This window comes from Clostridium sp. CTA-5 (assembly GCF_054768135.1).
Genome location: NZ_BAAAAT010000001.1, coordinates 741,327 through 758,268 on the forward strand (window position 1 = coordinate 741,327; position 16,942 = coordinate 758,268).

The 16,942-nt window shown below is 24.6% G+C and carries 17 protein-coding genes; 14 read left to right on the forward strand and 3 right to left on the reverse strand.

Annotation, left to right across the window (positions count from 1 at the left end; translation table 11 throughout):
* The first annotated feature begins 16 nt into the window (after window positions 1–16).
* The 3 genes from ACYUET_RS03445 (at window position 17) to ACYUET_RS03455 (ending at window position 3,702) form a co-directional block, all read left to right on the forward strand.
* The gene (locus tag ACYUET_RS03445) at window positions 17–358 is read left to right on the forward strand and encodes a hypothetical protein (protein ID WP_460277847.1); all 342 of its coding nucleotides are present in this window, start codon (window positions 17–19) and stop codon (window positions 356–358) included.
* 80 nt (window positions 359–438) lie between these two features.
* Window positions 439–1,551 (forward strand): alpha/beta fold hydrolase, encoded by a 1,113-nt coding sequence (locus ACYUET_RS03450; RefSeq protein ID WP_460277848.1) that lies wholly within the window; start codon window positions 439–441, stop codon window positions 1,549–1,551.
* Window positions 1,552–1,746: 195 nt separating this feature from the next.
* On the forward strand, window positions 1,747–3,702 hold the full coding sequence (locus tag ACYUET_RS03455) for a GTP-binding protein (protein ID WP_460277849.1): 1,956 nt from the start codon (window positions 1,747–1,749) through the stop codon (window positions 3,700–3,702).
* Between the two features lie 154 nt (window positions 3,703–3,856).
* On the opposite strand, the gene ACYUET_RS03460 is transcribed toward ACYUET_RS03455, so the two are convergent.
* Together ACYUET_RS03460 and ACYUET_RS03465 are read right to left on the reverse strand one after the other, a co-directional pair.
* A complete protein-coding gene (locus ACYUET_RS03460) occupies window positions 3,857–4,246 on the reverse strand; it encodes a DUF2752 domain-containing protein (protein ID WP_460277850.1) in 390 nt (129 codons plus the stop codon).
* Window positions 4,247–4,255: 9 nt separating this feature from the next.
* Window positions 4,256–4,600, reverse strand: a complete 345-nt coding sequence (locus tag ACYUET_RS03465; RefSeq protein ID WP_460277851.1) for a DUF4234 domain-containing protein — start codon at window positions 4,598–4,600, stop codon at window positions 4,256–4,258.
* A 218-nt stretch (window positions 4,601–4,818) separates the two neighbouring features.
* Here ACYUET_RS03465 and ACYUET_RS03470 point away from each other — a divergent pair, with 218 nt between their 5' ends.
* Window positions 4,819–5,052: a TIGR04540 family protein gene (locus ACYUET_RS03470; RefSeq protein WP_460277852.1), complete on the forward strand. Its 234-nt coding sequence runs from the start codon at window positions 4,819–4,821 to the stop codon at window positions 5,050–5,052.
* A 396-nt stretch (window positions 5,053–5,448) separates the two neighbouring features.
* Window positions 5,449–7,590, forward strand: coding sequence for a PAS domain-containing sensor histidine kinase (locus ACYUET_RS03475; protein ID WP_460277853.1), 2,142 nt, complete (start codon window positions 5,449–5,451; stop codon window positions 7,588–7,590).
* A gap of 120 nt (window positions 7,591–7,710) precedes the next feature.
* Here ACYUET_RS03475 and ACYUET_RS03480 read toward each other — a convergent pair whose 3' ends face one another.
* A complete protein-coding gene (locus ACYUET_RS03480; RefSeq protein WP_460277854.1) occupies window positions 7,711–8,289 on the reverse strand; it encodes a serine/threonine protein kinase in 579 nt (192 codons plus the stop codon).
* 264 nt (window positions 8,290–8,553) lie between these two features.
* On the opposite strand from ACYUET_RS03480, the gene ACYUET_RS03485 reads away from it, so the two are divergent.
* The 9 genes from ACYUET_RS03485 (at window position 8,554) to ACYUET_RS03525 (ending at window position 16,934) form a co-directional block, all read left to right on the forward strand.
* The gene (locus ACYUET_RS03485; protein ID WP_460277855.1) at window positions 8,554–9,543 is read left to right on the forward strand and encodes an NAD-dependent 4,6-dehydratase LegB; all 990 of its coding nucleotides are present in this window, start codon (window positions 8,554–8,556) and stop codon (window positions 9,541–9,543) included.
* An 18-nt stretch (window positions 9,544–9,561) separates the two neighbouring features.
* The gene (locus ACYUET_RS03490; protein WP_460277856.1) at window positions 9,562–10,746 is read left to right on the forward strand and encodes a LegC family aminotransferase; all 1,185 of its coding nucleotides are present in this window, start codon (window positions 9,562–9,564) and stop codon (window positions 10,744–10,746) included.
* A 20-nt stretch (window positions 10,747–10,766) separates the two neighbouring features.
* Window positions 10,767–11,480, forward strand: coding sequence for an acylneuraminate cytidylyltransferase family protein (locus ACYUET_RS03495; protein WP_460277857.1), 714 nt, complete (start codon window positions 10,767–10,769; stop codon window positions 11,478–11,480).
* Between the two features lie 56 nt (window positions 11,481–11,536).
* Complete coding sequence (locus ACYUET_RS03500) at window positions 11,537–12,625, forward strand: DegT/DnrJ/EryC1/StrS family aminotransferase (RefSeq protein WP_460277858.1); 1,089 nt, start codon at window positions 11,537–11,539, stop codon at window positions 12,623–12,625.
* A 19-nt stretch (window positions 12,626–12,644) separates the two neighbouring features.
* Window positions 12,645–13,667, forward strand: a complete 1,023-nt coding sequence (locus ACYUET_RS03505) for a lipid II:glycine glycyltransferase FemX (protein WP_460277859.1) — start codon at window positions 12,645–12,647, stop codon at window positions 13,665–13,667.
* A 131-nt stretch (window positions 13,668–13,798) separates the two neighbouring features.
* Window positions 13,799–14,293 carry a GNAT family N-acetyltransferase gene (locus tag ACYUET_RS03510; RefSeq protein WP_460277860.1) on the forward strand — a complete coding sequence of 165 codons (495 nt, stop codon included), beginning with the start codon at window positions 13,799–13,801 and terminating at the stop codon, window positions 14,291–14,293.
* 25 nt (window positions 14,294–14,318) lie between these two features.
* Window positions 14,319–14,621, forward strand: coding sequence for a carboxypeptidase regulatory-like domain-containing protein (locus ACYUET_RS03515; RefSeq protein WP_460277861.1), 303 nt, complete (start codon window positions 14,319–14,321; stop codon window positions 14,619–14,621).
* A 181-nt stretch (window positions 14,622–14,802) separates the two neighbouring features.
* A complete protein-coding gene (locus ACYUET_RS03520; protein ID WP_460277862.1) occupies window positions 14,803–15,135 on the forward strand; it encodes a hypothetical protein in 333 nt (110 codons plus the stop codon).
* Between the two features lie 77 nt (window positions 15,136–15,212).
* On the forward strand, window positions 15,213–16,934 hold the full coding sequence (locus tag ACYUET_RS03525; protein ID WP_460277863.1) for a motility associated factor glycosyltransferase family protein: 1,722 nt from the start codon (window positions 15,213–15,215) through the stop codon (window positions 16,932–16,934).
* Window positions 16,935–16,942: the final 8 nt, after the last annotated feature.

Consider the following 16,942-nt stretch of genomic DNA (forward strand, 5'->3'; position numbering starts at 1 on the left):
GGAGAATAAAACAATTATGAAAGAGCTTTTTAGAATAAAGGATTTAGTATTTTATAAGGAAGAATTTTTAGATAATATACAAGAGTTTGAAGATTTATTACCTATAATAAAGGAACTAAGTCCTTCTTTAAATTATGAAAGAATAGAAGTAGCAGGGTCAAACGAATGCTGTGAAGATACTAAAGAAAATGATTTTATAGAAATACATGGATATATAAATGCAGATGATGAGTTTATTACTAAGGAAGAATTAGAACAAACATCTACAGTAATTGATAATTTAAAATTAGATTTATTTGTTATAAGAATTTATAAATGTACTGCATGTAACAAGTGGATTATAGATATATTAGAATAGAATTTATATAATATATAAAATAAGGTGGAATTTTACTTGTTATAATTTTATAGTACAAATGAAAAATAGGGGGATATTATATGGAAATAAATAATAAAAGATTTAAATTACAGATAAAAAGTTTAATTCTTTTAATTATCTTCTGTTTACAGCTTATATGTATTTTTAATAAATCAACAGTTACAGCTTATTCAGCCGAAAACGAGAAAGTAGAATTTAATAAAATATTTATAGCAGAAGATGATTATGAAAAAGGCATGAAGGAAGTAGTAGAACCTTATCTAAATGATAAAAGAGAAGAAGGCTATTTGGAGATAGATGAAAATACAAAATTATATTATCAAAAGTACAAAGTAGAGAATTCAAAGGCAACGATTGTTATAAATCATGGCTTTGGTGAGTCTTTAGAAAAATATCGCGAAATTATTTATTATTTTTTAAATGAAGGTTATTCTGTATATGGACTTGAGGATAGAGGTCATGGAAGATCAGGATCATTAGGTATAGCGGATAAATCTCAGATAAATATAAAAGATTTTAATTGTTATGTTTCAGATTTAAAAAAATTTTTAAATGATATTGTTAAACCTGAAGCTGGCAAAGAAAAAATGTTTTTATTTGCTCACTCAATGGGAGGAGCTATTGGAAGTAAATTTTTAGAAGATTATCCTGATTATTTTGATGCAGCAATATTAAATGCACCAATGCTAGAAATAGATACAGGAAATGTTCCAGAATTTATAGCTAAATCTATTTCGTGGATATATACAACATTTTCTTTAGGAAATAAATATGCAGCTACCCAAGGGGCATATAACTCAGAAAATAATTTAGAAAAATCTTGTACAAGCTCTGATGCTAGATACCAATATTATTATGATATTGTATCTAACAATAAAGATTTTCAAAGAGGTGGAGCTTCTTACAATTGGCTTAGAACATCATTAAATGCTACAAAAGAAATAATAGAAAAAGAAAATGCGTCTAAAGTAGAAATACCAGTACTATTATTTCAAGCTGAAAAGGACACATACGTAAAACCAAGAGGACAAAATATATTTGCTCAGAATGCAAAAAACTGTAAAACTGTATTAAGTGTTGGATCAAAACATGAAATATACAGAGAAAAGGATAGTGTTTTAAAATCTTATTTAAATCAAGTTTTTAATTTTTATAATGACAATTTAAATTAAAAACTATAATAATGTTAAAACAATTTATATATGAATTAAATGGACTATTTTAAAGTTTTTTGAAATAGTTCATTTTATTTTACAAATAAGAGCATTATAGTTTAATATAAAAATAAAATAGAAAAATTATAGATATATTAAATTATTTATAAGAAATAGAAGTTCTTTTATATAAGATTTAGGAGAGAGTAAATAATGAAAAAAACAATAGGTGTTTTAGCTCATGTAGATGCTGGAAAAACAACATTTGCAGAACAAATATTATATCATACAGAGAGTATTAGACAGAGAGGAAGAGTTGATCATAAAAATGCTTTTTTAGATAGTCATAACATAGAGAAAGATAGAGGAATTACTGTATTTTCTGATCAAGCAATATTTAATTATAATGGTTCAACATATTATCTTATAGATACACCAGGACATGTAGATTTTTCTACTGAAATGGAGAGAGCAATAGAAGTGATGGATTATGGGATACTTATAATAAGTGCAGTTGAAGGCGTGCAAGCACATACTGAAACTGTTTGGGAACTTCTTAGAAAGTATAAGATACCTACAGTTTTCTTTATTAATAAAATCGATAGAGAAGGGGGAAGTGTAGAGAAAATTTTAAGAGATATTTCATTAAAATTAACCAAATCTAGTTGTTATATTGATGAATCATTTTCTAAAGATAATATGAGTAGTGAACTAATAGAATTTATTGCAGAAAGAGATGAAATACTATTAGATAAATATCTAGAAAATAATTTTGATATTGATTCATGGATTAACTCAATGAAAAGACAAATTAAAAATAATGAAATATTCCCTTGTTTTTGTGGATCTGCCCTTAAAGATATAGGAATAAAAGAGTTTATAAATGAATTAGATTTATTAACTTATACTAACTATGATGAGAAGCAAAATTTTTTAGGAAGAATATATAAGATAAGATATGATGAAAAAGGTGAAAAAGTAACTTATATAAAGGCATTAGCTGGAAGTATAAAAGTTAAAGAGAATTTATTACATTATTTTCATGAAGAGGAGAGGAATGAAAAGATTAATCAAATAAGAATATATAATGGAAATAAATTTATTCTACAGGAGGAAGCTTTTGCAGGAGATATTTTTGGAGTAACTGGATTAACTAAATTTAAGGTAGGTGATGGTTTAGGAGGCTTGCAGAAAAAAATTGACTATAAAATAGTACCTACATTAAAAGCAAAAGTTATATTTGATAATTCTCTTAGCAAAAAAGAGATTTTATCATTTTTTCAGATACTAGAAGAAGAGGATCCAGGATTAAATGTAAGTTTAGATGAAGATTTGCAAACAATAAATGTAAATATAATGGGTAAAATTCAATTAGAAGTCTTAAAGGATATAATAAAAGAAAGGTTTAAGTTTGATATTGAATTTGGAGAATGTGAAGTTTTATATAAAGAGACGATTTCAAATGTTGTTAATGGTTATGGACATTTTGAGCCTTTAAGACACTATGCAGAAGTAATTTTAAAAATAGAACCTGGTGAAAAAAATAGTGGTATAACTTTTAAAAATGAATGTCATGTGGATAATTTAGCTATATCATATCAAAATCTTATTAAGTCACATATATTTGAAAAAGAACATAAAGGGATTTTGACAGGTTCTAAATTGACTGATTTAAAAATTACTTTAATAAATGGAAGAGCTCATCTAAAGCATACAAGTGGTGGAGATTTTAGAGAAGCTACTTATAGAGCATTAAGGTATGGGTTAGAACAAGCAAATAACATATTATTAGAACCATTTTATAAATTTAAGATAACTGTTTCAACAGAGTATATAGGTAAAGTTTTATCTGATATTCAAAGATTAAATGGCACGTTTGAAACTCCTGAGCTATTAGATGATAAAAATATAATAATAGGAAAAGGACCAGTATCAACATTTATGAATTATCCACTAGAGTTAATAGCATTTACACATGGATTAGGAAATATTAATCTAATCTTTGATGGATATTATATTTGTCATAATACTGAAGAAATAATAAACAAGATAGCATATAACAAAAATTCTGATAGGAAGTATACATCAAGTTCAATATTTTGCTCAAAAGGTCAAGGATATATAGTAGAGTGGAAAGATGCTAAAAATCATATGCATTGCTTAAAATGATAATATAATACTTTAGTTAATTATGTTTTAAACAAATCCTGATATTGTTACTATAAGGAGTAATTAGTATTGAAATTTGTTTTTATTAAAAAGGCCATATTTTTAGATTTATAATTCTAAAAATATGGCCTTTAAATCTTATGTATACTACTTTTTATTTGAATAATGATAATATTTTAAATAAAATAGAATCATTATTTATGTTCATTGGTGGTGTAGTAGGAAATAATAAATATAATCGTATTATCCATACACCTATAAAAGTTGTACTGAGTATATAAATAAACTTTTTTGAATATTTAGTACAAAACATTGGAAATAATAGCACCAAAGGAAATAATGGATGGAAATAAAAAGCTTTATTTAAATCTCCTTTTATTAAATACTTAAATGCTCTTGTAATACCACATGTAGGACAGGGTATACCAATATAGTTATAAAATAGGCAAGCAGGTTTATTTGTATATTTACTTATCAGTATAACAATAATTCCAATAAGAATCATAATAAAAAAATTTCTTAAATAGATTTTAAAAGTGTTCATTAATATATTTTATGCATCTGGTAAAAGTTTATTAAAATCACTTTGAATAATCCATACAGGAATCATACTAAATCCAAATAAGCTAATAATTAAGTATAGAAGACTATTATCAGCAGCTAAAATTCCAGCACGTTGTTGTATCTCATACATTTTTTTACCCATTTTATAATTCCAGTATATCAAGTAAAGTCCACATGTTATTATTCCAAGAATTACTTCAGTTACACCAGATTGCTGTTCTTGTAAGTATTCAGATGTTTCATTGCTTAAAAATGCCATCCAAAATAAACTGTAAATACCACAAGTGATAAAAGATAGAAGTATCGATATTCCTACACTTCGTTTTTTAATCATAAAAAAATCCCCCTAAATTTAATAAAAATCAATTAAAATTATATGATAAAATGATGGAAATTTCAAATAAAATTAGATAAATAGATAATTATTTAAAAATTTTTCATATTAATTTTTAAAATTTTAACGTATACAAGCCTTTTAGTATATGAAAATATATAATATTATTATATAATACAATATGAAATATTTTTTAAATTTAGTATGGAGGAAAACAAATGAGAGCTGTTTATAAAAATCCAGGAGAATTAGCAACTTGTTTAAAGGATCTTGTAGATACATACTTAGAGGAACTTATATCTTATGATAACTTTGAAAGTAAAGTATCTAAAATAATTAAAGCAAATGGCGATAGTGTATATAAAAATGGACATATGCCTGTAAAGTTAGCTAATATATTAGGAGAAGAAAGGGTAGAGATTATTAATAAAATCTTTGAAGAAATGAAGTAATCTTAATTTTAATATAATTAGCAAAATAAAAATTTAATAATATAAATTAAACTATAAACTATCTTAAAGTAATTTAAATAATTATTTAAGATAGTTTTTTTAGCTAAACAGAAGTTTGATAAAAATAAATAATAAATTATAAAATAATACGAAATTCGCTAATAGTTAATTAAAATTTTGATTATTAGTGTTTTTTTTATTAAATTAAATACAAAGCAAATATAAATTGTAATATTATGTTGTATTGTAAAAATAAATATTATATACTTAATTAAAGGAATAAATGGGTTATTTTTCAAAATAAATATATTTTTAAATATAGCTAAAAATAAAAATATTTATATGACATAAAAATCTTCTTTAATTTAAAGAAGTTATTAGTGGGGGAATAAAATTATGGAAAATGAAAACGAATTTATTAATAAGGATAAATATTATAGCTTAGAAGATTTAGAAATGTTATTGGATAATATACCATATAAAGTATGGATTAAAGGAGAAGATGGAAGGCTTAAGTATGTTAATAAAGCTTTTGAAAATGTATTATCTTTGAATAAAGAGGAAATCATAAATAAGGAAAGTTCTGAATATTTTTCAAAGGAAGTAACTGATTATTTAAAAAAAAGAGACAGTGAAATTTTAAATAGTAAAACTGGAATATTAATAGAAGAGGATATAGTTTTAAGAGGAGAAAATAGGTTCTTTGAAACATATCTTTCTAGATTATATAAAGAAGGTAAAAAAAATATAAATTCTATTATGGGTATCTCTAGAGAAGTAACCTTAGATAAAAATATGATGTATGAAATTGGTAAGAATACATCTAATTTATTAAGTTGTAACTATAATAAAAAAGAAGATGATTTTGAAAATGATAATGGATTAAATAAAATAATTAATGATTTAAAAAAAAGATTAGAATGTGATGGAATTTCAGTATTTTTGAAAGATAAATACTCTAATAAATTAACATTAAAATTAAAATGTGGTACTGCTATGATTATAGAAGATAAATATACATTATATATAGATGAAAAAGTTAAACAAGAATTACTTTCAACAGATATATATAGTAAAGTAAGAAATATTAGAGAAAGTGATAGCTTTATAAAGTGGGAAAAATCCAATAAATTTAAATATGATGATAGTTACTATGGATATATAAGAGTGTATCCTATAAAATATGAGAATGAGTTATTAGGAGTATTAAATATATTTTATAATGATGAAAATATACCTAAATATAAGCAAGATGATTTTATTAAATTTACATGTGAAAAATTTGGCATGATAATTAAAAATAGAATTTTTTCCAAAGCATTGAAAAAAGAACTGGCTAAACGTAAAAAAAGTGAAAAAGAATTGAAATCCTTTTTAGAAATAGCAACAGATTTATGGGGGATTTTAGGAATAGATCAGAAATTAAAAGATGTATCTCAAAATTGCATAGAGAATCTTGGATGGAGTAAGGAAGAATTGTTAAATATGAATGCATTTAATATAGTGCATCCAGACGATAGAGAAAAAGCAATAAAATTAATAGATTATTCAAATGAATCTGGAAAAGGAGAATATTTAACTGTTAGAATCCTTTGTAAAAATGGAGAATATAAATTATTTCAATGGAATTGGAGTTGTATAGAAAAAGAAAAATTAGTTTATATAGTTGGAAAAGACATAAATGAGAAAAAAAGATTAGAAGAAGAGAAAAAAAAGTTAGAAAAGGCTATAGAAGTAGAAAACTTTAAAAATGATTTTTTTGCAAATGTATCACATGAATTTAAAACACCATTAAATATAATTTTAGCTACAGTTCAATTGATGAGTAATAAGGATATAAATATAATTGATAATAAATATAGTAGTGTTTCTAATAAATATATTCATGGAATTAAACAAAATGCATATAGATTATTAAGACTTGTAAATAATTTAATAGATATCACAAAAATCGATGGAGGATATTATACTTTAAATTTAGAAAATTATAATATAGTTACTTTAATTGAAGAGATAATATCATCTGTTACCGAATATATTGGAGGCAAAGGACGAAAGATAGTTTTCGATACAAATGAAGAGGAAATTATACTTGCTATAGATCCAGATAAAATTGAAACTATAATCTTAAATTTATTATCAAATGCAATAAAATATACGGATACTAATGGAACCATAGAAGTAAATGTAAAAGCTGACAGGAAAAATGAAAAAGTTATTATAAGTGTAAAAGACGATGGAATAGGTATACCTGAAAAGAATCTTGAAACAATTTTTGAACGTTTTAAACAATCAGAAAATATATTCACAAGAAGATGCGAAGGGAGTGGAATAGGATTAGCTTTAGTAAAATCATTAGTAGAAATGCATGGTGGTACAATCATGGCAAAAAACAATGCAACTAAAGGAGCAGAAATTATATTTAATATGCCAATCAAATTGACTAAATTATTTGGAAAAAATAATATATCGAATAGACTTTTAGAAGCTAAAATAGAAAGATGTAATGTAGAGTTTTCAGACATATATTCATTATAATATGTTAAATTATAGATGAAGATTAAGAATGTAATATAAATATTGCTTTAAAATATAACTAAAATAAAAATAACAGCAAAGAAGTTGTTTAGATTTCTTGCTGTTATTTTTTTAGCTATTTTAACAAATACGTTTATGTGTGTGACGTCTTTTTTTAGAAAAATTTATAAAGTAGTTGTATCCAGAAATCCAATAAGAGAGGAGACTAGGTTTATATGATAGAAGATGTTTTAGAAAATCATCAAAAAGGTTTAATTTAACTAAAATTTTAATAATATCTTTAGGATAAGGAGTACTTTTTTTATATGGTTCTCTAGGATCTATAATTTGTATCTTATTATTTTTACATACAAAGATATGAGCATTTCTGATATTCAATCGCTTAAACCCTAATTTTTTAAAATCTTCTATAAGGTCTATTATTTCACAAGATACATCATAAGATAATCCATGCTCTTTTAAAAATCCATGAAGGTTTTCACCTTCTACATATTCTCTTAAAACCATAGTTCCTGCAATAAATAAAACTTTTGGAAAGAATCTACTATCTTTAACTTTTTCCAAGATTTTAACCTCAGCATCAGCATTCTTTTTTTTATAAAAGACTTTTAATGCAAATCCTTCAGGAGTCAAATAAACGGTTCCTTCATGGCCGCTACCTAAAAATTCACATTCTTTTATATTTAAAACATATCTCATACTATCACTTTTTAAAATTGCTTATAAGATAGTATATGTAAATTCTGAAAGAAGTTCTATAAATTAAATTTATTTAATTAGTAAAATACTTAAATAGATTTTAAGAACTGTATAATACTTAAATGAATATCTTATTTATAAGGATATTATTAAAGTGAAATTTTTTATAATACAATTAAATTTGTAGACAACCTGAATGGAACGTAGAAACATACAGTTTGAGAAATGGATTTTTTGTAAATAAATAGAAGGTAGGGAGTTTTTATGACAAAAAAAGTATTGGTTACAGGTGCTGATGGATTTATTGGAAGTCATTTATGTGAGTTATTATTAGAAGAGGGATATAAGGTTAAGGCATTTATACATTATAACTCTTTTAACTCATGGGGATGGTTAGATGCTTTAGATAAAAATAAACAAAATGAAATAGAAATTTTTACAGGTGATATAAGAGATCCAAATGGAGTTAAAGAGTCTATGAAAGGCATAGAGGAGGTATTTCATTTAGCTGCTTTAATAGCCATTCCTTTTAGTTATTATTCACCAGATTCATATGTAGATACAAATATTAAAGGAACATTAAATGTATTACAGGCGGCAAGATATTTAGAAATTAAAAGGATATTAGTTACCTCAACATCCGAAGTTTATGGAACAGCTAAATATGTGCCTATAGATGAGGAGCATCCTTTTCAAGGACAATCTCCATATTCCGCAACTAAAATAGGAGCTGACAGAATTGCTGAATCTTTCTATAGAAGTTTTAATTTACCAATGACAATAGTAAGACCATTTAATACTTATGGACCTAGACAATCTGCTAGAGCTATTATTCCTACAATAATAACTCAATTATTATGTGGTAAAAAAGAAATTAAATTAGGCTCATTAACTCCAACTAGAGATTTCAATTATGTAAAAGATACAGCTAAAGGGTTTATTGAAATTTCTAAGTCTAAAAAAACTATAGGAGAAGAGATTAATATAGCAAGTGAGAAGGAAATTTCAATAAAACAATTAGCTGATGAATTAATTAGTCAAATAAATAAAGATGCAAAAATTATATCTGATGAACAACGGTTAAGACCAGAGAAAAGTGAAGTTAATAGATTGTTAGGTTCTAATAAAAAAATAAAAAGATTAACTAATTGGAAACCTGATTATACATTTGAAGAAGGAATTAAAGAAACTATTGAGTGGTTTAAGATACCAGAAAATTTAATGAAATATAAATCTAACATATATAATATATAGCTTGAAAGGATTGGAGATATGAAGAATTTTATACCTTTATCAGTACCGAATTTAAAAGGTAATGAGAAAAAGTATGTTTTAGATGCAATAAATAAGGAATGGGTATCAACGGGAGGAACATATATAAAAAAATTTGAAGAAGATATAGCTAAATATTTAAATGTTAGCGATGCAGTGGCATGTCAAAGTGGAACAGCAGGCATACATTTATCACTTATATTAAGTGGAGTTAGTAATGGTGACGAGGTAATTGTGCCAACATTAACTTTTATTGCAGCAGTAAATCCAGTTAAATATATTGGAGCAGAGCCAATATTTATGGATTGTGATGATATGTTAACTATGGATGCAGACAAGCTTGAAAGGTTTTGCAGAGAAGAATGTAATTTAATAGAAGGAAAATTAATTAATAGTAAATCTAAAAAACATATTAAAGCTATTGTTGTAGTTCATGTTTTTGGTAATATTGCTAATATGGAAAAGATAATGAATATAGCAACTAAGTATAATCTAAAAGTTATTGAAGATGCTACAGAAGCATTAGGATCTATGTTTATAAAGGGAAAATATGTAGGAAAATATGCAGGTACAATAGGAGATTTTGGTGTATATTCATTTAATGGTAATAAGATAATAACTACTGGTGGAGGTGGAATGATAGTTTCTAATAATAAGAAGCTTTTATCAAAAGCTAGATATTTATCTACTCAAGCAAAAGATGATTCACTATACTATATTCATAATGAAATAGGATATAACTATAGAATGACTAATTTGCAAGCAGCATTAGGGATAGCGCAACTAGAACAATTAGATAAGTTTATAAAGATAAAAAAAGAAAATTATGAATTATATAAATCTAAAATAAGTAACATTGAAAGTTTATATTTAATGGATTTTAGAAAAAATGTGTCACCAAATTATTGGTTTTATTCTTTATTAATAGATAATACTAAATATAAATTAAAAATAGATGAATTAATTGTATTTTTATTAGAAAGAGGAATTCAAACTAGACCTATTTGGAGACTTATACAAAATCAAAAACCTTATCAAAAATGTGAAATATATAAAGTAGAAAAGGCTAAAGATTATATAAATAAAGTTATAAATATTCCATGTAGTACTAATTTAGAAAAGAAAGATATTGATATTGTAGTTAAATGCTTAAATGATGGAAGCAATATTATAAGAAAAAATTAAGTTCTTGCGAAGGTGAGGTTATGGATAAAGAAATATTAGTTATTATTCCAGCTAGAGGTGGATCAAAAGGCGTATATAGAAAAAATTTAAGAAAATTAAAAGGGATACATTTAATAGGATATACTATTCTATCAGCTTTAAAGAGTAAATATATTAAACGTGTTGTTGTAAGTACTGAAGATAAGGAAATTGCTGAAATTTCTAAAATATATGGTGCGGAAATACCTTGTTTAAGACCTAATAAATTAGCAACAGATAACTCTCCTACTGTTGATAGTATTTTGCAAATGATTGATTATCTTGAAAAAAAACAAGGATATTATCCAGATTATATTTTATTACTTCAATGTACGTCGCCATTAAGAAATGAAAAACATATTGATGAAGCTATAGAAAAACTATTAAAAAGTAACTTTGATGGAATTGCTTCTATATGTGAGGCTGAAGTTAATCCTTATTGGACTAATATTTTTAAAGAAGAAAAGCTTGAGTATTTTATTAAAGAGGGAGAAAGAATTACAAGAAGACAAGATTTACCTAAAATTTATAGATATAATGGTGCTATTTTTTTAGTAAAAACTGAAATATTAAAGAAAGAAAAAACATTCGAAGTAGAGAATTTAACTGGATATATTATGGACAGAGAATGTTCCATAGATATAGATACAGAGATAGACTTTAAAATTGTTGAAGCAATAATGGATTTTAAAGAAATAAATGTAGAAAGGAGCTAAAAAATAGCTTTTCAAATAATTTAGTTTAAAGAATTTTTTGAGAGCAAAAGAAATTTATGAACAAGTTAAATTTACCTATAGGAGGAGAACTTTGGTTTGAAGATAAATTGCAGAATAAAAATATTAATAATGATATCAGTAATGAAGGCGTTCTATTAAGTGGTGGTAAGAGTGCAATTGAGTTTATATTAAATGATATTAATTTTAAAGAAAATGAAATACTTGCACTTCCATCATATTTATGTCCAACTATTATAGGATTTATAGAAAATATTGGAATAAGCTATGAGTTTTATGTGGTAAATGAAAAATTAGAATTGGAAATAGAAACTTTAAAAGAATTGATTATAAAATTTAATGTAAGAGCTGTATTTTTCATAGATTATTTTGGCTTTTATCAAAAAGAGAATGTACGTAGTTTTTTAAATAGTTTAAAATCACAAAAAATAATATTAATTGAAGATGCAGTTCAAAGCTTTTGGATTAAAAGACAACAGAGATTTATAGGAAATTATATTTTCAATAGCTACAGAAAGTTCTTACCAATAGATGGTTCTATAGTTTTATGTAATAAAAATATAGAGTTACAATCGGTTGAAGATAATTATTTTAATATTGTAGAACAAGCAAGGGAAAAGAAAAGAAAATTTATATCGGAAAGTGCTGGTGAAGAACAGGATTTTTTAAAGCTTTTTGATAGAGCACACAGAGAATACTATAAAAGAAAAAAGGTATATGGAATGAATCGGAGATATAAGGAGTTTTTAAATCATATTCCAGTAGAAAAACTAATTCAAAAAAGAAAAGAAAATTATAACTATCTATTTAGTAATCTTAAAAATATATCAGATATTGAGTTTATATATGATAATGAAGACTTAAATAATAGTATACCTTTAGCTTTTCCAATTTTTTTGATGAATCGTGATTATGTAAGAAAAGAACTTATGAAAAATCATATATATGCTCCTATTCATTGGGATTTAAGAGAAGAAAAATGGATAAATAATATTAAAACTTCTTTAAATATATCTAAAAATATATTGAGTTTACCAATTGATTGGAGATATGGAATAGAAAATATGGATTATTTAGTTAGAACTTTAAAGGCTATTTTAAGAGAAAACAAAGTTAGAATTAAATAAATGATGAGGTGAGTTCATATTGATAGAGGTTTTAGACACTTCAAGTAATAAATGGAATAGCTATATTAATAAGTTGCCACCACAATTTAGAGATATATATTTTACAAGTGAATATTATAAACTTTATGAAGCTAATGGAAATGGTTTTGGAAAATTATTTGTTTATAAAGATAAAGAGAATTTAGCAATATATCCATTTTTAATAAATGTTATAAGTGGATATGAATTAAATGATTCATATTATGATATAGAAACAGCTTACGGATATGGAGGACCAGTAGTAAATACCAGTGATAGCAATTTTGTTGGAAATTTTGAAAGAGCTTTTAAAGAATTTTGTTCTCAAAATAATATTATAGCAGAGTTTATAAGATTTCATCCCTTTTTAAATAATTATAAAATATTTATGGATAATATTAAAGTGTCTCATAATCGAATTACAAGTTATATAGATTTAAGCAAAGATATCGAGAAAATTTGGACAAGTGATATTACTTCAAAAAATAGAAATGTTATAAGAAAAGCAGAAAAATCAGCACTTAAGGTGAATTTTGATACTGATTTAAATAGTTTTAAAAAGTTATATAAAATAACTATGGATAATGTAAATGCTAGTTCTCAGTATTATTTTAGTGAAGAGTACTTTAGTGCTTTAAGTAGATTAAATAATGTATGTCTTAATGTTAAGTTAGAAAATGTTACAATAGCTAGTGCTGTGTTTTTAAAAGGATATCAAAATTTTCATTATCATTTATCGGGTAGTTTAAAAGAATATTTAAAATATTCACCTAATAATTTTTTATTATGGACAGCCATAAAGTATGCAAAGAGTAATGGATTTTGTAAATTTCATTTTGGCGGTGGACTAACTGATAGTTTAACTGATAATTTATATAAATTTAAGAAAAGCTTTTGTAAAAATACAGCTGATTTTTATATTGGTAAAAGAATTCATAACAAAGAAATCTACAATTGCTTAATAAATAAATGGGAAAATATCAATGGGAAAAAGGCTAAACTTTTTCTTCAATATAAGATGTGAAAAATCAACCTAAGATTTTTTATTATTTATGGTTAAAGTTGAATTTTAAAATACTAAACATTTAAACAAAGGTGTTTTCTATTAGATGGGAGTACTTAAAATAGTGAGAAGAACTGGAGGAAAATAAAAAAGTGAGAATATATTTAAATAATTTTAATATGGAAAATTTTAAAGAATTATATTCAATAAAGTGTGAAAAGGAAAATATATATTGGACAAACTATATTAATAAACCAGATGAAAAAAAGTTCTATAAATGGTGTTTAGATCAATTGAAGAATAAGAACAGACAGATATTTATTGCAAGAGACTTTAAGGATGATATTGCAGTAGGATATGGATATATTGATTTGAAAAAGGATAGTACAGAAATTTCTTATGCAATTTCATCCAAATTTATGGGACAAGGTCTAGGGAATAAAATTGTAAAATTATTAATTGAATATTGCATTAAAAATTATAAAACAATAAAAAAAATAGAAGCTTGGATTTTAGAAAATAATATTAAATCTAAAAAATGCATATTAAGAAACGGATTAAAAGAAACAGAAGAAAAAAGAGTAATATATTTTGAACCAACAGATAGCATTACAAGTATGATTAAGTTTGAATATTCATTTTCTTAGAAGATTAAACTAGGAGGTTAAAAATGTGTGCTGTTTAAAAAAAATAATATCAGGACAAAAACTTATATGTTGTGAAGTTATAAATATGGATGTTACTTTACCTAAAAGTGACTATATATTAATTACTGGAAAAGTTATTAGCCCATCTAAGGAACCTTTATGTAATGCAGCAATAACTGTATTTTCAATTGATGATAGATGCTCTCCAGCAGAAAAAAAGTATGTAGGTATAACCTTTAGTGACGAATATGGTAATTATGGAGTATCAATCTCAAGAAATTCGGAGGTTTCATATGAATTTAAAGCATATGGTTCTATATATGAATAATATACTTTTAAATTCAAAAATGTTGAGTAACTTATATAAGGGTAAATCATATAATATATTAGATAATAACGAATTAAATATTTAATTCGTTATTAGGTTTAATAAATTTAAATAACTCTAAATAGTTAATTTAATTAGCATTAAGCAATACCAAAGAATAAAATTTAAGGAGGATTTGTATATGGCAACTTATAAACCACTAGCAACAACAGTAACATCTAATGCTATTTTTAATGCTAATGGAGCTACTTTAAGAGAAACACTTGGTGCTACTGCTTGGAATCTAGCATTTATTTATGGTACAGCAATAGCCAAAAGCATTCAAATAGTAGGTTCAGCAAAAGTTTCAGCAACTATTGTATTATCAAATGCAGCTGTTTTAGGATGGTATTCAAATGTTGCAGGCTCAGAAGGAAATGCTGCAATACACGGCTTTGCAGGAGCAGCTGGTAGATATGGTATAACTGTTAATACTGGAAAACCAGTAACATTTAAATTCTATGCACATGGATAAAAATAGTTTAATGTAATATAAAAGGGAAGATACAGTATGATCATACTGTATCTTTCTGTAAATTTAGGGGGGTATAGATGAAAAAAAGTAAGTCATTAGATGGATATAATTTATATACAGTTAAAAAAGATTGTATTGAATATTATTTAGCAGATAATATAAATTATAAAAAAGATATTGATAAATTAATTGATAATTTAAACGGTCTTAAATTTGATTCATTTATAATTCTTTTTGGATTAGATAGTGGAGAATATTTAAAAGAGTTAGAACGTGTATTATGTGAGAAAAATAAGGTAATTATTTTTGAACCTAATGAATATATTTTTAATAAAAACAAAAATATTATATTAAATGATAATATAAGTATAATTTTATTTGATGAAAAAATCATATCAGCTATTCTTTCTACTGTAATTAATGGAGATAATTTTGATAATTTATATGTTCATGCTTTTGGTAATTATAAAGAAATATATAAAGACGAATATAAAAAATTAACTGATTCAATAGATTCAATATTTTACTCTATAAGTGGGAATATAACTTTGGCCTATAGATGTAAGGAGTCGTTTATGAGAAATTCGCTTCAAAATCTTAAGATTATCAAAGATTCAAGTCCTTTAAATTCTTATGTAGAAATCAATAAAAATATACCTGCAATTGTAGTATCTGCTGGACCTTCATTAGATAAAAATATACAAGATATGATTATAAATAAAGATAAGATAAAGAAATGTTTTGTTATAGCAAATAATAGAACATTTTCAGCATTAATTAAAAATGGAATAAAACCAGATTTAGTTGTAGTTATAGACCCAGCAGATGCAATGTATGACATGATGAAGGAATGTCTAAATGAAGATGTTCCGCTAGTATATTATGAATATACTAATAGGCATTTGACAAAAAAATACCAAGGTGAAAAAATATATGTTTCTAATCTTTTTTCAAAGATAATTCAAGAAATGAATAGATTTAGTGGATTATCTCAAGGCGGATCAGTAGCACATACTTGTTTAGCTATGGCTAATTTGTTAGGCTGTAATCCCATAATACTTGTTGGACAAGATTTAGCTTACACTTATGATAAACATCATTCTGATAAAGCAACTTTTAATGTAGATGATGTTATTAATAATAAATGGGCTGATAAATTTGTGGATGATGTTTTTGGAGATAAGGTTAGAACAACAACAACTCTTTGTGTTTTTAAAGATAGTATGGAATATCATATTGAACAATATAAAAATGTTAGAGATGTAGAATTTATAAATGCATCTTATGGTGCGGATATAAAGGGGGCTCCTCATAAGGAACTATTAGAAGTCTTTAATATGGATATTTTTAAGAAAAAAAAGAAAAAATTAAAACCAAATAAATGTATTGATTTAGATTATGAGAAGGTGATTAGCTCTATAATAGAGTATGTAGATACTTTTATTGAAAAGTCAGAACAAGGTATTGAACAATGTAGTATTTTAGCAAATATTAAAGAGGAAAAATCTTTAGTTAATATTGATGAAAATGATATAGATTTTCAAAGATTTTTATTTATATTAGATATAGTAGAAACTTTTGAATCATCTTTAGAAAGCTTCTATTTAGGCGGTTATTTTAACAAATTTATGTTTGCTATAAAAAGAGAGAGCTTTTCTATGCTTGCAAAAGATTATGATAAATTAACTTCAAATATGAAATATCAAGGTAAAGTATTTTTAAATTATTTTAAAAGAATGAATGAAATGCTTATAGAAGCAAAAAAAATAATACAAAATGAAGTTTCAAAATTTGAATAAATTCATAT

Excerpts from the sequence above, each read along its gene's own strand:
- ACYUET_RS03445 (WP_460277847.1), top strand. The coding sequence starts at position 17 with ATGAAAGAGCTTTTTAGAATAAAGGATTTAGTATTTTATAAGGAAGAA.
- ACYUET_RS03450 (WP_460277848.1), top strand. The coding sequence starts at position 439 with ATGGAAATAAATAATAAAAGATTTAAATTACAGATAAAAAGTTTAATT.
- ACYUET_RS03455 (WP_460277849.1), top strand. The coding sequence starts at position 1,747 with ATGAAAAAAACAATAGGTGTTTTAGCTCATGTAGATGCTGGAAAAACA.
- ACYUET_RS03460 (WP_460277850.1), bottom strand. The coding sequence starts at position 4,246 with ATGAACACTTTTAAAATCTATTTAAGAAATTTTTTTATTATGATTCTT.
- ACYUET_RS03465 (WP_460277851.1), bottom strand. The coding sequence starts at position 4,600 with ATGATTAAAAAACGAAGTGTAGGAATATCGATACTTCTATCTTTTATC.
- ACYUET_RS03470 (WP_460277852.1), top strand. The coding sequence starts at position 4,819 with ATGAGAGCTGTTTATAAAAATCCAGGAGAATTAGCAACTTGTTTAAAG.
- ACYUET_RS03475 (WP_460277853.1), top strand. The coding sequence starts at position 5,449 with ATGGAAAATGAAAACGAATTTATTAATAAGGATAAATATTATAGCTTA.
- ACYUET_RS03480 (WP_460277854.1), bottom strand. The coding sequence starts at position 8,289 with ATGAGATATGTTTTAAATATAAAAGAATGTGAATTTTTAGGTAGCGGC.
- ACYUET_RS03485 (WP_460277855.1), top strand. The coding sequence starts at position 8,554 with ATGACAAAAAAAGTATTGGTTACAGGTGCTGATGGATTTATTGGAAGT.
- ACYUET_RS03490 (WP_460277856.1), top strand. The coding sequence starts at position 9,562 with ATGAAGAATTTTATACCTTTATCAGTACCGAATTTAAAAGGTAATGAG.
- ACYUET_RS03495 (WP_460277857.1), top strand. The coding sequence starts at position 10,767 with ATGGATAAAGAAATATTAGTTATTATTCCAGCTAGAGGTGGATCAAAA.
- ACYUET_RS03500 (WP_460277858.1), top strand. The coding sequence starts at position 11,537 with ATGAACAAGTTAAATTTACCTATAGGAGGAGAACTTTGGTTTGAAGAT.
- ACYUET_RS03520 (WP_460277862.1), top strand. The coding sequence starts at position 14,803 with ATGGCAACTTATAAACCACTAGCAACAACAGTAACATCTAATGCTATT.
- ACYUET_RS03525 (WP_460277863.1), top strand. The coding sequence starts at position 15,213 with ATGAAAAAAAGTAAGTCATTAGATGGATATAATTTATATACAGTTAAA.